Raw genomic sequence first — 15,379 nt, 5'->3', positions numbered from 1 at the left:
GGGAGAAAAGGTAATAGCTTAGTTACTTATCGTCCTTTCGACTGGAGTGCAACGCAATGAAGAAATCTTTGGGTTGGTAAAGTGATTAACCTGCCCTCTAGCTTCCTCGTCATTCCCAACTTGATTGGGAATCTTAAAAGATTTCTCGACTTCGCTCGAAATGACGGGTAACAGAAAAGGTAATGGCTTAATTACCTCGCGTCTTTTCGACTAAAGTGCAACGCAATGGAGAAATCTTTGGATTGGTAAAGTGATTAACCTGCCATATAGTCTCCTCGTCATTCCCAACTTGATTGGGAATCGTAATGCAATAAGAGGCATCTTTTCGCATTACCATGAGCTTCGCTGAGCATTGCTTAGTTCTCGGCTTCGCTAGAAATGACGAGCAAAGCGCAAAAAAAAATCCCCCGATTAAATCAGAGGATTTCGTTTACTATTTCTTAATTAGAAAGAAAAATCGTCGCTTTCAGTTTTTGGGCTATGATTATATTCTGCATTTTCAGAATATTCATAACGTTTTTCAACTACATCCTGATGAGATTTAATATACTCTACAGTTTCTGTTAAACCCTCAGTAAACTTTTCAAAGTCTTCTTTGTATAAAAAGATTTTATGTTTTACAAAAACACCATCCTCTAATCTCTTTTTGCTCTCTGTTAAGGTTAGGTAATAATCGCCTGAACGTGTTGCTTTTACATCAAAAAAGTAAGTACGCTTACCTGCTCTTACTTTCTTAGAAAAAACCTCTTCTCTCTCTTTGTTGTCAAAATCTCCCATTGTTGTGTATTGTAATTAGTTTAAGGTTGGGGTAAATATAAAGCAATAATTATTAAAGTTCAAAATAGAAAGTACAGTAATTGTTTAAATTAATAAATAATATTATTTGATATAAAAAGGGTTTATCTTTTAATGAAGTTGCTATAATCAGTTTTACGTAGTTTACGGTATATATCCTTAATTTAATTATGCAGAATTATTCATGTGGTGTTGCTCGTGTCTAATTCGAGTTTTGTCCAGATAATTTGAAATTTTGGAAATGCGTAAAGGTTAAAATCAATAGGTGACCTATGCTAGAGTAGAACTTGATACGATCTCTTGTAGAGCATAAGTCGCGGTAAGGTCGCTATAAGGTCGCCTTAATATCGCTGTAAGTATTAAGAAAAGATTAGAATTGTAACGGAAAATCGTTGTAGGTAAGAATTATTTTTAAATATACATCTTTTGGATATAAATACTTATGCTATGCTTAATTATTGTTCATTATCAATATTAAGGCATCTGATAAGTAGGGCGATCAAATCTAAGCTGGGAAGTTCTCTTCTTCTAACAACTGATTATCGTACATCTCTGTATAAACGCCACCAATTTTAAGTAACTCCTGATGTGTCCCCTGTTCAATGATTTTTCCATCATCTAACACAATAATTTTATCTGCGTTTTTTATGGTTGATATCCGATGAGCAATTAAAATACAGGTTTTACCTTTCATAATTTCCCCCAAATTACCCAATATTTCTTCTTCAGTTTTAGTGTCGACAGCCGAAAGGCAATCATCAAAGATTAATATTTTAGGTTCTTTAATTAATGCCCTAGCAATAGAAACACGCTGTTTTTGTCCACCAGATAAGGTAATACCGCGTTCGCCAAGCATAGTTTCGAACTTCAAATCAAAATCTATAATATTATTATATACAGCTGCGTTTTGTGCTGCTTTTTCTACCTGACCGGGTTTAATTTCACTCAAGCCAAAGGCGATATTATTTTTAATGGTATCAGAAAAAAGAAATACTTCTTGTGGTACAAAACCAATCTGGTTTCTATAATTACTCAGATTTAGCTTTGTTAATTCTATATCATCAATTTCAATTTTCCCAGCATCAGTATCATACATACGCATAATTAAGTTTGCTAATGTAGATTTTCCAGACCCAGTTCTGCCAATTACCGCTAAAAATTGGCCTTTTTCGACTTCAAAACTTACATCTTTTATGGCTTCAATTCCGGTATCTGGATAGGTAAAACTTACATTTTTAAAGCTAATTTTTCCATCAAAAATTGGTGTTTCGGCGGTGCTTGAGGTAATATCAGGTTGGAGTTGTAAAAATTCATTAATCCGTTTTTGTGATGCTGCGGCTCTTTGAATTAAGGTAGTTACCCAGCCAAGCATGGTTACTGGAAAAGTTAATTGATTTACATACACTATAAATTCGGCAATATTACCAGGCGTAATTGAGCCTTCCATTACTTGTTTACCACCAATATAAACCGTTAAAATAGTGCTTAAGCCAACTAATAAAAGCATGGTAGGGTAGAACAATGCCTGTACCTTCACCAAGTTCATGGAGCTGTTTTTATAAGCTACGCTTTCTTCTGCAAAGACAGATTGTGTTTGTTGTTCTCTTACATAAGATTTAATTACCCTAATTCCTGAAAACCGTTCTTGTACAAAGCTCGATAATCGTGATAACTGTTCTTGAATGCGTTCACTTTTTTGATTTATTATGGTGTTTACATAGTAAATTGTAACAACTAAAATTGGCAATGGCAGTAAACAATAAATTGCCAATTTGCTATTTACATCGAACATGAAATAGATAATTAATGAGAATAGAACAGCTGTATTGATGGTATACATAATAGCTGGTCCAACATACATTCGTACTCTATTTACATCTTCTGTGGCACGGTTCATTAAATCTCCAGTGTTATTGCGACGATAAAAACCGAGACTTAATTTTTGATAATGTGCATAAATTTCATTCTTCATATCGTACTCAATATGTCGAGACATGAGGATGATGGTTTGTCGCATAAAGAATAAGAATAATCCCCTAATCAGATAAAGAATTAATATTAAGACGCCGAAAAAGAAAAGGCTGTAACTAAAAATATCATAAATGATTTGCTGACGATCGAAGCCATTGAATAATTGGTAAACAGTAATGTTTTCGGTAATTAAGTTAAATGCATGACCAACTACTTGAGCTGGTACTACCGCAAATATATTTGAAATGATGACAAAGATAATTCCAGGAATAATCCACCATTTATATTTATAGAAGTATTTGTTTAAAAATAGAAGATGTTTCATCAGCTGGTAAAGTTAGCCAAAAGACTTTCTTTTTTTAATAAAAACAAAGTAAAATAATGGTTTTTTTATCTTAATTTTGCCACCGTCAATTCAACAAATTTGTATGTCTGGTACTAGTTCTATCGTCACTTCTGTTTTAGACCAATTAAGCGCATCAGGCCATAAAAAAGTGGTTTTTTGCAATGATCCTGATACCGGATTAAAAGCCATTATTGCTATACATGATACAACTTTAGGTCCTGCTTTAGGCGGAACACGTATGTTTAATTACAGTTCTGAGGCCGAAGCACTAGAAGATGTATTGCGTTTATCGAAGGCAATGACCTACAAATCTGCTATTACGGGTCTGAATTTAGGAGGTGGAAAAGCAGTGATTATCGGCGATTCAAGAAAGCATAAAACAGAGGCTTTAATGAGAAGTTATGGCCGTTTTATCAAAAATTTGAATGGAGAATTCATTACTGCCGAAGACATGGGTACTACAACCAGAGATATGGAGTATATCCGCATGGAAACTGAACATGTTACTGGTGTTCCAGAATCTTTAGGTGGTGCTGGCAATCCTGCTTTATATACTGCAAAGGGAGTGTTTTTAGGAATTAAAGCATCGGTTAAAGAAGTTTTTGGTACTGATATGTTAGCTGGAAAATCTGTTGTGGTACAAGGAATTGGCAATGTAGGTGAACACTTAGTTGATCTATTAAGACAAGAAAATGTTGAGGTTTACATTAGCGATATCAATGAAGAACGTTTGCATGAAGTAGCTCGTAAATACAAAGCAAAACCAATTGATGCAGATAAAATATTTACCATTGGTGCAGATATTTATTCGCCATGCGCATTGGGAGCGACAGTAAACGATAAAACGATAAAGAATATGAAATTCTCTATCATTGCGGGTTCGGCAAATAACCAATTAGCAGATGAAAATGTTCATGGTCAGTTATTATTGGAGAAGGGAATTTTATATGCACCAGATTATTTGATTAATGCAGGTGGCATAATTAACTGCTACTCTGAGTTAACTGGTTTTGGTAAAAAACGTACCATGCAATTAACCGAACACATTTACGATGCAACTCGCGAAGTGTTCAAATTATCTAAATCTGAAAAAATACCTACAAATTTAGCTGCAGCTCGCATTGCTGAAAAAAGAATAAGCGACATTAAAAAAATAAAATCATCATATTAATAATTATAAACGGTAAAAATTACCACTCGTTCTTACATTCATGTTAAACAGAAGGCACTTAAGAATTAAAGCTTTGCAAAATATTTTTGCTTGGCACATGACAGAAAAAAAAGATGTAGTAAGCAGTCAAAAAACTTTAATGCAAAGTATTGATAGTGTTTACGAAATGTATATCCGGATGCTTGCCTTATTGGTGGATGTAACAGAATATACTGCAAACGATGCAATAGAGAGAGCAAATAAACATTTGCCAACTGCTGAAGATTTAAGCCCAAATCAGAAATTACTGCACAATAAATTTGCAGTAACTCTAAAGCAAAACCCAGAATATACTGCGGCTATTAATAAATATCAGGTAAACTGGCATGCAGATCCAGAATTGGTGAAATCTATTTTTATCAAATTAAAGGATACGAAAGAATATGCTGCCTATCTTGCAGAAGAAGAGGAAACTTTAGAAAGTTCTAAAGAAATTATCAAATTTATTTTTCGTAAAATCTTATTGAAGAACTTGAATATCGTTCAAGCATTTGAAGATAAGTTTATTAATTGGTCTGTAGATAGAGAAGTTATGCAAGGCATGATTGCTAAAACCTTAAAGAATTTTACTTCGGAAGATCCTTTTCAAAATAAATTAACACCAATTAGTGCCGACTGGGTAGAAGATAGCAAATTTGTAAAAGATCTTTTTGCTTATACGCTAAAAAATGATAACACTTATCAGGAATTAATTGCTGAGCGCACTAAAAATTGGGAATCGGAAAGAATTGCATTAATGGATACTATTTTAATGAAAATGGCCATTTGCGAGCTAATGAATTTCCCGTCAATTCCTGTTAAGGTAACTATTAATGAGTACTTAGAATTATCAAAAGATTACAGTACGCCGAAAAGTAATTCGTTTATAAACGGTATCTTAGATAAAATTTTAAACGATTTAAAAAGAACAAATAGTATTAAAAAAATAGGTAGAGGTCTGATAGAAGATTAATACCTTTAATAAAAACCGAATGAAAAAAATAATAGCTATCGCATTAGTTGTAATTGCTTTTGCGGCTTGTAAACAAAGCAAATCTCAAAAAGTAGAAGAAAAAGCTATGGCAGCCAAAAGTGGTGCGCCCGCAGTTTTAGCTGAAGATGCACCTAAAGTTAAATTTGAAAAAGAAATTTATGATTTTGGTGTAATTAAACAAGGAGAAAAAGTACACTACGAGTTCAAATTTACAAATACAGGTAAAACACCATTAATCATTACAAACGCAACTGCTACTTGTGGTTGTACAGTTCCAGAATATCCAGAAGCTCCAGTTAAACCAGGTGAAGAAGGTATGATTAAAGTAATTTTTGATAGCACTGGTAAAATGGGAATGCAAGATAAAGTAGTTACTATAACTTCTAATGCAAATCCAGAAGCAAATAAATTACATTTAGTAGGTGAGGTTAAAGAGGCTAAATAAGGCACTTTACAGTTTGCAATTTCCACTTACCATTTGCAATTACAATTTAACAATAAATCAATAATAATAAAATATAAAAAGAATGACATCACCAGTAATTTTACAAGCAGCAGGCGGAAATAGCCTATATAGCACAATCATACCAATGGTATTAATTATGATTGTTTTCTATTTTTTCATGATTAGACCACAAGTAAAAAAAGCCAAAGACCATAAAAAATTAGTTGAAGGTCTTGGTATAGGCGATAAAATTGTAACTACTGCTGGAATCCACGGTAAAATTGTAGGCTCTAACGATACTACTTTCTTAATTGAAGTTGAAGGTGGTACAAAAATTCGTTTCGATAAATCTGCAGTTTCTTTAGATGCAACTAAAGCAGCAACCACAGCAGCAACTCCAAAAGCATAAAAAACTTCAATAGTAATGCCGCTCTTTCGTAATTTCGAGAGAGCGGCTTTTTTTTTGTAAATTTACACCATGCCGTTTATTAAACTAACTAAAATAGAGCGCAAGCGTTTTGTATTACTCATTACCTGCTTACTTTGTGCAATAGCTGCTTGGTTATTTATGGCGCTAAATAATAAATACATGTATACAGCTAAAACAGAGTTGATATACAAAGATGAACCACAAAAAAAAGCATTTAAACCCTTACAGCCAGATATAGTTGATTTACAAGTGGAAGGTACTGGATGGCAATTGCTGTTTTCACGTTTACGCATTAAACCTCAATCTATTACAGTAAGTTTAGAAAAGCTAAATAGTAGAAGTTTCGTGCTGTTTTCAGAACAATTGCCACAAATTAATAAGCAATTAGGAAGCGCTCAAAAAATCATTTCTATTAAACCTGATACGTTATATTTTGATTTTTCTAAACGTACAAATAAACGTGTACCAATAAAACTAGTTTCAAATCTTAGTTTTGTAAAACAATATGGAATTTCAAATCAAGTTCAATTAACGCCTGCTTATGTAAATATTTCCGGCCCTCAAGAGGAATTAGCCAAAATATCAGCATGGTATACCGATACGTTGAAATTGGAAAATTTGCAAAAAACTACAAGTACTAGAATAGCAATTAAACAGAATAGTTCAAATAATATTAGCATTTACCCAAATAGTGTCAATGTAAAAATCCCAGTTGATGAGTTTACGGAGAAAACAGTCGAAGTGCCTGTTAATGTAATTAATAACAAAGATTTTTACGATATCAAATTGTATCCAAAGAAAGTAGCTGTTACTTTTATGGTTTCGCTTTCAAGCTATCAAGAGGTCGACGAAGATTTTATAGAAGCCACAGTTGATGTGAACGAGTGGAAACAATTAGGTCATCATAAGTTTTCTGTGAAAATTACACGCTTCCCTAACTATTGTAAATTGTTAAGCGTAACACCTAGCAAAATCAATTTTATTATCGAAAAATAATGTTAAAAGTAGGAATAACAGGTGGGATTGGGAGTGGAAAAACCACTATTTGTAAGGTGTTCGAAACTTTAGGCATTCCTGTTTTTTATGCTGATGCTGTTGCTAAACAACTCATGATAACAGATTTAATTTTGGTAGAGGGCGTAAAAGAAGCTTTTGGTGCTGCAAGTTATTCATCTAATGGGGTGTTAAACAATCAACATATTGCAAATATTGTATTCAATAATAAAGTAGAGCTCGAAAAATTAAACTCCTTAGTTCATCCGGCCGTATTTAGAGCATTTGATACATGGGAAAAAGAGATGTCATCTGCAGTGCCTTATACACTTAAGGAAGCCGCTTTATTATTTGAAAGTGGTTCGTATAAAATGTGCGATAAAAATATATTAGTCACAGCACCTTTAAACGTAAAACTAGCTAGAGTGATGGAACGTGATGGAGTTACAGCAGCACAAGTGCAGGCTCGAATGGATAAGCAGTTTACTGACGAGCAAAAAGCTAAAATGGCTGACTATTTTATTGATAACACCGAAAAAAGCTCTGTTATTCTGCAAGTTTTAGACTTACATCAGCAGTTTTTACAACTATAAACTGCTCACATAAATTTATGTCAAACTCCACTAAAATTATAGACGATTTTATCGTTCAAACTAAAACTGGTTTGTTTTGTAGTTACGGTAATTTCTATTTAGATCCTAAAGAACCTGTACTACACGCCGTAATTTCTCATGCACATGGCGACCACGCAATTGGAGGGAATCAAAATGTGTATTGCACCGAAGCAACATCTGTTTTTATGCAACATCGTTATAAAAAATTCGCTGCAGTAGATTTTCATATTAAATCTTACCGGACGAAATTCGTTGTAAATGGAGTAGAAATTAGTTTTTATCCCGCTGGACATATCTTAGGTTCTGCTTTAGTTTTGATGAATTATCAAGGGGTGAATTACCTGTATACTGGAGATTATAAATTGGAAGATGATGCTACTTGTGAGCCGATTGAATTTGTACAAGCTGATGTGTTAATTACAGAAACTACATTTGCAAATCCAGAAACAGCACATCCTGATGCGGTATCTGAAATCAAAAAACTAAATGATGTGAAAACAAACATCATGTTAGGTGCTTATGCATTGGGTAAAAGCCAACGTTTAATCAGCATGATTAATCAGCATTGCCCAGAAAAAAGAATATTGGTGCATCATAGTATTATGCCATTCGTAAAAATTTATGAGCAAATGGGTATGCAGCTTGGTAAATACGAAGTTTACGATAGAAAGGTGATGAAAAGTAATCAGTTGGGTATGGTATATCTAGTACCGCCCATGGTTTTTAATAGTTACATAAAAGCTATAAATGTGGTTAGAATTTTTGCCACTGGGTGGAAGCACCTGCAAAGCAAAAATGAAGTTCAATTGTATATTTCTGATCATGTGGATTGGAAGGCAATTTTAGAAACTATAAAAAATGTATCTCCCAAGCAAGTTTGGACAACTCACGGTAGCGGAACACAATTACAATCTTATTTTGCATCTAGTTTGGTAGTTAAATTGCTTAATTAATGGAAGAAGGTATTGATTATTATCTCAACGAAGATGGTCTAATGGTCTTTACAGCGGCTTATCACTTAAAAAGAGGATATTGCTGTAAAAATAAGTGCAAACATTGTCCGTGGAATTATGGGAAAGATAATGGTCGGAAAACCTCAAATCCATCATCTAACCAACCGAAAAACAAATAATGCTAGTAGAAAAAGAAACAAAAACCTCAAAATGTGATAATATATTCCAAAAAACCTTAATTAATATTACTCACACTTTCCATTGGAGTAGTCAGCAAGTAAAAGATACATTGTTGCCTTTTGATATTACCCAGCAGCAATATAACGTGCTAAAAATCATTAGAAATCAATACCCAAGTCCATCTACAATAGGTTTAATTCAAGCTAAAATAGTAGATAAAATGAGTGATACCTCTAGAATTGTAGATCGATTAATTCAAAAAGGATACGTAAAAAAAACAATTAATAAATATGACAAAAGAGCTGTAGACATTATCATCTCTGATGATGGCTTATCCTTGTTAAAGGAAATAAATAAGAAAATCGATTTTTCTACTTTGATTGCACCCAACCTTACAACTGAAGAGGCTGAAAGGTTAAATTTATTGCTAGAAAAAATGAGGGGTTAAAAGTAAGCGTCAAATTAGGTATTCGATGCTACCATGTGGATAATAGTTTAGTGCCCAGCGCTATAAAAGCCAATTAATGCAATTCCAATACCTAATAAAACGGCTATCATTTTGCGTTTGTTAATTTTATGGTCTGCACTTGATTCGAATAGAATTGTAGTAGAAATATGTAAAAATATTCCGATTACAATACCCATCATTTTGTTGAAATAGGGTTCCATTCCACTAATGCTTCCATTGCTTAAACTTAAGCTAAAGTAATATCCGGCTGGTGCCATTACTGCAAAAAGTAAAATGTAAAAAATTACATTCTTTGGCTTAAAATGGTTTTGCACTAAAATACTAGCTAAAGCAAATGCCGCAGGAATGTGATGTAAAGAAATACCGAAAATCAGTTCATTGTTTTGATCTTTAGCTAGAGGCATTCCTTCTAGAAAAGCGTGTAAACATAAACTAATCATAATTCCCCATGGAAAAACATGACCATCGTGGTGTTTATGAATATGGCCATGCTCTACACCTTCAGAAAATTGTTCTAGAAATATTTGTAAAAGAAACCCAATTAAAATAAAAATCCCAATCTCACTTTTATCAGTTCCGCTATAGGCGTCTGGTATCAGGTGCAAAACAGTGATGGCAAACAAATACGCACCACTAAATGAAAGAATAAGTTTCAGTAATTGAGATTTATCATTCTTTACTAAAAAGATGGCTAAGCCTCCTAAAAAAGCACAAAAGAATAAAACAAGAAATTTCCAAATTTCCATTAGACTGTAGGTTGTAATTTTTTGTAAAGATAATAGGTAAATACACCAATGCAAGTTCCTAATATGGCTCCGGCAAACGTATCAATAGGGTAGTGTACACCTACATATATTTGCGCAAAGCTGATAATAAATGCCCATGCTAAACCTAAATATAAAATAGGTTTCCATCGTTTATAAAAAAGGCAAATTAAAAACACAGCAATTCCAAAGTGGTTGGTGGCATGAGAGGAAGGAAAACTATAACCACTCCCGCAAGGTACCCGGTGTATAATTTCATTTGCTAAATGTACTTCATTACAAGGCCTTATTCTTGCAACATTTGGTTTGATAATTCTTGATGATATTAAATCGCCTATGGCAAAAGTTACCAAGAGCATACAAATGATATAGTAACCTTGCTTTTTATATTGTTTTATACAAAATACAATGATAAATAGATACAGGGGCGACCAAAAGAAACGATTTCTCATTAATGGCATTAGCCAATCAAAAAAACCATTACTTAAACCGCGATGGATTTTTAGAAACAATTCCGTATCAAATTGTTGCAACTCTGCTATCATGCTTTTTTACACACAAGAATTAAACGATCAGATTTTGTTTCGTCATATGGATCAAGTGCATAATTCCCAAAGGCAGCCGTGATGATTAAGCCGCTTTTAGTAAGCATACGTTCAAAATCTGCTAATAAAAATGCTTGTACTCTTTCTTCAAAAGCGTATGCCTTTAATCTGTGTTCAAAATTAATGTGTTTAATTATTTTTCCATCCGACACAAATTTATGCAGATGAAACTCAATGCCATCTACTGTTTTTGTCTCCTGGTTAGTCAAGTTTCTAATTATTTTCTGGGTATTAAAATAATCAATAACTAATGTTCCATCTGGCTTTAATCCCTTTCTAAAAGATTTCAATGCATTAACATGATCTTTTTCTGTATCGAAATAACCGAAACTAGTAAAGAGATTTAATTCAAAATCAAAATAATTAATGTAGGCCAATTTGCGCATATCATGCACATAAAAGTGCAGGTTTTTCTGCTCAAATTGCTGGGCATATTTAATGCTTTGCTCTGACAGATCAATCCCTGTTACATCATAGCCTTTTTTGTTTAAATAGATAGAATGACGACCTCTTCCACAAGCGATATCTAATATTCTACTATTGAGTTTAGGTTTAAGAAAAGCAGATAGATTATCAATTAAGAATTCTGCTTCTTCATCATTCCGCTGACTGTATAGAATATGATAGTAGGGAGAATTAAACCAATATTGAAACCATTTTCGCTGCATTCCGATGATGAGTTAACGTTTTGTGAGGAACAAATATAGTATTTTGCATTTCAAGAGCTAGGATTAAAATTTTTTAAGCCATTACTTTATCCCTTAAAAATTACCTCCAAGTGTATTAAAAATAGAAGTCGTTCCTTAAATTTTTATTATTTTTGAAAAAATCTATAAAACTTGACTTTAATAAAATCTATTTCCGGAATTAGAGGGACCATTGGCGGAAAAGCTGGTGATGGTTTAACCCCAATCGACATTGTTAAATTTACTGCAGCCTATGGATCATGGGTAGTTAACAAGACTCAAAATAAAAAGATTGTACTTGGTCGTGATGCCCGTATTTCGGGAGAAATGGTTAATAATTTAGTAATTGGTACGCTACAAGGTTTAGGAATTGAAGTAATAGACTTAGGTTTATCTACCACGCCAACTGTAGAGATTGCAGTGCCTTTAGAAAAAGCTGGAGGTGGAATTATTTTAACTGCTAGCCATAATCCAAAACAATGGAATGCCTTAAAATTATTAAATGAAAAGGGAGAGTTTATTAGCGATGCTGATGGAAAAGAAGTTTTAGAAATAGCAGAAAATGCCGATTTTGCCTTTGCAGATGTAAATGAGCTTGGTAAAGTTGTTGCAAATGATACTTACTTACAAAAACATATTGATATAATTTTAGCGCTCCCTCTAGTAGATGTGGAAGCTATTAAGAAGGCTAACTTCAAAATTGCAATTGACTGTGTGAACTCAAGTGGTGGGATTTTTATTCCAGCATTGCTTAAAGCATTAGGTGTACAAACTGTTTATGAATTGTATTGTGAACCTAACGGAGAGTTTCCTCACAATCCAGAGCCTTTGCCAGAAAACTTAACAGAAATAGCTAAAGTTGTTCAAGAAAAAAGAGCCGATTTAGGTATTGTTGTAGATCCAGATGTAGATCGACTTTGTTTTGTAAATGAAGATGGAACTATGTTTGGTGAAGAATATACTTTGGTAGCAGTAGCAGATTATATTCTTAAAAACACAGCAGGTAACACTGTTTCCAATTTATCATCAACTCGTGCTTTAAGAGATGTGACTGAAAAGGCAGGAGGTGTTTACAATGCAGCAGCTGTAGGAGAGGTAAATGTAGTAAACCAAATGAAAGCTACAAATGCAATTATTGGTGGCGAAGGAAACGGAGGAATTATCTATCCAGAACTACATTATGGTCGTGATGCATTAGTTGGTATTGCGTTATTTTTATCGCACTTAGCAAAAGCAGGAACATCTATTTCAATTTTAAGAAGCACTTATCCACAGTATCATATTTCTAAAAATAAAATTACGCTTACGCCAGAAATGGATATTGATTCGTTATTAATTAAAGTTCAAGAAAAGTATAAAAACGAAAAAACAAGTACCATAGATGGTTTAAAGATTGATTTTGCAAATGAGTGGGTACATTTACGCCGTTCTAATACAGAGCCAATTATCCGTATTTATAGCGAAGCTGAAAATGAAACCATCGCCGAAAATTTGGCAAATAAAATTATATCAGATATTAAAGAAATACTTCAACTCAACTAATATCATATTAGGATAATCATATTAAAATGAAAAGAGTTTATTTAGATAATGCCGCAACCACACCATTAGACAAAGAAGTTATTGCTGAAATGACTAATGTAATGGAAAACTTTTATGGTAATCCATCTGCAATACATGCACTTGGTCGTGAGGTGAGAACATTGGTAGAAAAAGCGAGAAAAACGGTGGCAGGTTTGCTAAATGCTTCACCATCAGAAATATTTTTTACTTCGGGTGGTACAGAAGCAGATAATACGGCAATTCGTTGTGGTATTTCTGCCTATGGTATTAAACATGCAATTACCTCTAAAATAGAACATCATGCGGTAGAACATACACTAAACATGTTGTTAAAAGATGGTGTGATTGATAAGTTGAGCTTTGTAAATATTAATGAAAAAGGACAAATAGACTATAATCATTTAGAAGAGTTACTTCAAAATAACTCACGCTCTTTTGTTTCATTAATGCATGCTAACAATGAATTAGGTACATTAACTGATATGGAAAAAGTGGGTGATATTTGTGAGAAATACGATGCAATTTACCACGCAGATACTGTTCAAACGATGGGGCATTACCCACACGATGTACGTAAACTAAAAGCTCATTTTATTGTTTGTGCAGCGCATAAGTTGCACGGTCCAAAAGGAGTTGGGTTTTTATATGTAAATAGCAATATCAAAATTCCGCCAATGATTTACGGTGGCGCACAGGAACGTAATATGCGTGGTGGTACAGAAAATGTATACGGAATTGTTGGTTTAGCTAAAGCATTAGAAATTGCATATAAAGAGATGGATGAGCACCAAACTTATATCCAATCGTTAAAAGATTATTTAAAAGAACAATTAATAGCAGAAATTCCAGGTGTTGCTTTTAATGGCGAAACTGAAGCAGATAAAAGTCTTTATACGGTCTTAAATGTTTCTTTTCCAGAAATGGATATGGCGGATATGCTATTGTTCAATTTAGATATCAATGGTATTTGTGCTTCGGGTGGTAGTGCTTGCTCATCAGGTTCTAATATTGGTTCACATGTTTTGAATGGAATAAAAGCTGACCCGAACAGACCATCAGTACGTTTTTCATTTAGTAAATACACTACCAAAGAAGACCTCGACTATGTGTTGGAAAAAGTTAAAATGGTGGTCAAACAGAATGCTTTAGCATAATAATAAATTAAATTCTATAACAGAGCCCCAGTATAAAGCTGGGGCTTTTTATTATCTTTAATTTCTAATAAAGAAATTATCTATCGTTTAACTACACTAAATAAACTAAAAATTTATACTAATTTATTTTTAATTAAACAATTTAAGTAATTAAATACAACAAAATTGTTACTTATATAAACGAATATGTTTAGTTATGTTTGTTGACATCTTAAAATAAATATAACTATGAAAAAACTATCAATTTATGTTCTCTTATGTATTGCTATTAGTGGGACAATTTATTCTTGTGCAAAAAAAGAATCACAAGATGATCCTAGCAATAAAAATTATGAAAAGCTTTTATATGAAAAGCCAAAAGCTAGCAAAACTGTAAATAGTCAAGAAACTACCAATGTCATTAATCTAGAAGGTCGTGTTACAAAGACAGTGCAAATTCGTTATGAAAATGACATCTTGAACAAACTTAGAAACGATAAAGAATGGAATTCTTTTATTAATAATAATGGTTATCAAATAGATTCAGTAAATATAAAAAAGACGACTATTGAGAATACAAGAATTATTTTGCTTTCTATACCATTTACTTCTAAGGGGAAAAGTGGTTTTTTAAATGTATATAATTTGAATGATAAATACTTTTGGACAAAGGTTTTTACTGAAAACTTATCAGGAGGTGCTAAAAAATATTCATTCGTTACGGCAGATGACAAATCGTTAATGCAACTTAATTTGAGTGAAGACATGAGGATATCTAATTTTTCTGCTGCATTTACTAGTAATCTCTTAATACAGAATCCATATTTTAAATCAGAGGTTGGGTATTTGGCAGCTCCTAGTTGTTTCAAAGATAAGTCATACTATGAATGTTTAACATGTATTATCATTCAACACTGCGGTTCGGATTTAGCTTGTACAATTGCTTGCGGAGCATTTCCCGAAGTTTGCTTGGGAGTTGCTGTACTCGCTTGTTTGCCTTAATAATCATTAACTAATTTAAAACATATAATTATGATCACTTACTTGAAATTTAAAATTTATCCTGCGCTTATTGCTATAACAATAATGGCAGCAATTGGATTTAATGAATTTTTTAAAAATGGTAATACTGTTTTATTATGGATTAGCTCTGGCAGCTTTGTCTTCCATCTTTTGCTATACTATTTCTTTGTTAAAAGAAGAGAGGGCAAGGAAGCTTTAAATAAGTAGTATTTATATATGTTGATAT

17 protein-coding genes are annotated in these 15,379 nt (G+C 33.0%); 12 read left to right on the top strand and 5 right to left on the bottom strand.

What is annotated here, in order from left to right:
* Positions 1 to 444: 444 nt before the first annotated feature.
* Together HQN85_RS06350 and HQN85_RS06345 are read right to left on the bottom strand one after the other, a co-directional pair.
* Positions 445 to 777: a DUF3276 family protein gene (locus HQN85_RS06350; protein WP_173270159.1), complete on the bottom strand. Its 333-nt coding sequence runs from the start codon at positions 775 to 777 to the stop codon at positions 445 to 447.
* Positions 778 to 1,300: 523 nt separating this feature from the next.
* Entirely contained in the window at positions 1,301 to 3,091 is a 1,791-nt protein-coding gene (locus HQN85_RS06345; RefSeq protein WP_173270157.1) for an ABC transporter ATP-binding protein, read from the bottom strand.
* Positions 3,092 to 3,194: 103 nt separating this feature from the next.
* On the opposite strand from HQN85_RS06345, the gene HQN85_RS06340 reads away from it, so the two are divergent.
* From HQN85_RS06340 to HQN85_RS06300, 9 genes are all read left to right on the top strand, one after another.
* A complete protein-coding gene (locus HQN85_RS06340; protein WP_173270154.1) occupies positions 3,195 to 4,283 on the top strand; it encodes a Glu/Leu/Phe/Val family dehydrogenase in 1,089 nt (362 codons plus the stop codon).
* A 40-nt stretch (positions 4,284 to 4,323) separates the two neighbouring features.
* Complete coding sequence (gene nusB, locus HQN85_RS06335; RefSeq protein WP_173270151.1) at positions 4,324 to 5,274, top strand: transcription antitermination factor NusB; 951 nt, start codon at positions 4,324 to 4,326, stop codon at positions 5,272 to 5,274.
* 19 nt (positions 5,275 to 5,293) lie between these two features.
* Complete coding sequence (locus HQN85_RS06330; RefSeq protein ID WP_173270149.1) at positions 5,294 to 5,740, top strand: DUF1573 domain-containing protein; 447 nt, start codon at positions 5,294 to 5,296, stop codon at positions 5,738 to 5,740.
* An 82-nt stretch (positions 5,741 to 5,822) separates the two neighbouring features.
* Positions 5,823 to 6,149 carry a preprotein translocase subunit YajC gene (gene yajC / locus HQN85_RS06325; RefSeq protein WP_173270147.1) on the top strand — a complete coding sequence of 109 codons (327 nt, stop codon included), beginning with the start codon at positions 5,823 to 5,825 and terminating at the stop codon, positions 6,147 to 6,149.
* A 69-nt stretch (positions 6,150 to 6,218) separates the two neighbouring features.
* The gene (locus HQN85_RS06320; RefSeq protein WP_173270144.1) at positions 6,219 to 7,166 is read left to right on the top strand and encodes a YbbR-like domain-containing protein; all 948 of its coding nucleotides are present in this window, start codon (positions 6,219 to 6,221) and stop codon (positions 7,164 to 7,166) included.
* A complete protein-coding gene (coaE, locus tag HQN85_RS06315) occupies positions 7,166 to 7,756 on the top strand; it encodes a dephospho-CoA kinase (protein WP_173270141.1) in 591 nt (196 codons plus the stop codon). Before HQN85_RS06320 ends, coaE begins: the two co-directional genes overlap by 1 nt.
* Positions 7,757 to 7,773: 17 nt before the next feature.
* The gene (locus tag HQN85_RS06310) at positions 7,774 to 8,730 is read left to right on the top strand and encodes an MBL fold metallo-hydrolase (RefSeq protein WP_173270138.1); all 957 of its coding nucleotides are present in this window, start codon (positions 7,774 to 7,776) and stop codon (positions 8,728 to 8,730) included.
* Entirely contained in the window at positions 8,730 to 8,909 is a 180-nt protein-coding gene (locus HQN85_RS06305) for a DUF5522 domain-containing protein (protein WP_173270136.1), read from the top strand. Before HQN85_RS06310 ends, HQN85_RS06305 begins: the two co-directional genes overlap by 1 nt.
* Positions 8,909 to 9,358, top strand: a complete 450-nt coding sequence (locus HQN85_RS06300; protein ID WP_173270133.1) for a MarR family winged helix-turn-helix transcriptional regulator — start codon at positions 8,909 to 8,911, stop codon at positions 9,356 to 9,358. Before HQN85_RS06305 ends, HQN85_RS06300 begins: the two co-directional genes overlap by 1 nt.
* Positions 9,359 to 9,405: 47 nt before the next feature.
* On the opposite strand, the gene HQN85_RS06295 is transcribed toward HQN85_RS06300, so the two are convergent.
* The 3 genes from HQN85_RS06295 to HQN85_RS06285 are packed head-to-tail and all read right to left on the bottom strand — an operon-like array spanning position 9,406 to position 11,416.
* The gene (locus tag HQN85_RS06295; protein WP_173270131.1) at positions 9,406 to 10,125 is read right to left on the bottom strand and encodes a ZIP family metal transporter; all 720 of its coding nucleotides are present in this window, start codon (positions 10,123 to 10,125) and stop codon (positions 9,406 to 9,408) included.
* Positions 10,125 to 10,688 (bottom strand): phosphatase PAP2 family protein, encoded by a 564-nt coding sequence (locus HQN85_RS06290; protein WP_173270128.1) that lies wholly within the window; start codon positions 10,686 to 10,688, stop codon positions 10,125 to 10,127. The genes HQN85_RS06295 and HQN85_RS06290 overlap by 1 nt, the downstream gene beginning before the upstream one ends.
* On the bottom strand, positions 10,685 to 11,416 hold the full coding sequence (locus HQN85_RS06285; protein WP_173270125.1) for a class I SAM-dependent methyltransferase: 732 nt from the start codon (positions 11,414 to 11,416) through the stop codon (positions 10,685 to 10,687). The genes HQN85_RS06290 and HQN85_RS06285 overlap by 4 nt, the downstream gene beginning before the upstream one ends.
* 171 nt (positions 11,417 to 11,587) lie before the next feature.
* On the opposite strand from HQN85_RS06285, the gene glmM reads away from it, so the two are divergent.
* The 3 genes from glmM (at position 11,588) to HQN85_RS06270 (ending at position 15,132) form a co-directional block, all read left to right on the top strand.
* Positions 11,588 to 12,976: a phosphoglucosamine mutase gene (gene glmM, locus HQN85_RS06280; RefSeq protein WP_173270123.1), complete on the top strand. Its 1,389-nt coding sequence runs from the start codon at positions 11,588 to 11,590 to the stop codon at positions 12,974 to 12,976.
* A gap of 26 nt (positions 12,977 to 13,002) precedes the next feature.
* Entirely contained in the window at positions 13,003 to 14,151 is a 1,149-nt protein-coding gene (locus tag HQN85_RS06275; RefSeq protein ID WP_173270120.1) for a cysteine desulfurase family protein, read from the top strand.
* 228 nt (positions 14,152 to 14,379) lie between these two features.
* The gene (locus tag HQN85_RS06270; RefSeq protein WP_173270118.1) at positions 14,380 to 15,132 is read left to right on the top strand and encodes a hypothetical protein; all 753 of its coding nucleotides are present in this window, start codon (positions 14,380 to 14,382) and stop codon (positions 15,130 to 15,132) included.
* Positions 15,133 to 15,379 lie beyond the last annotated feature (247 nt).

Origin of the sequence: Pedobacter boryungensis (assembly GCF_013204825.1) — a bacterium.
In the GTDB taxonomy this organism is placed as follows: Bacteria; Bacteroidota; Bacteroidia; order Sphingobacteriales; family Sphingobacteriaceae; genus Pedobacter; species Pedobacter boryungensis.
The sequence above is the reverse complement of the archived record's forward strand: the minus strand, read 5'-3'. Positions and strand labels throughout refer to the sequence as shown.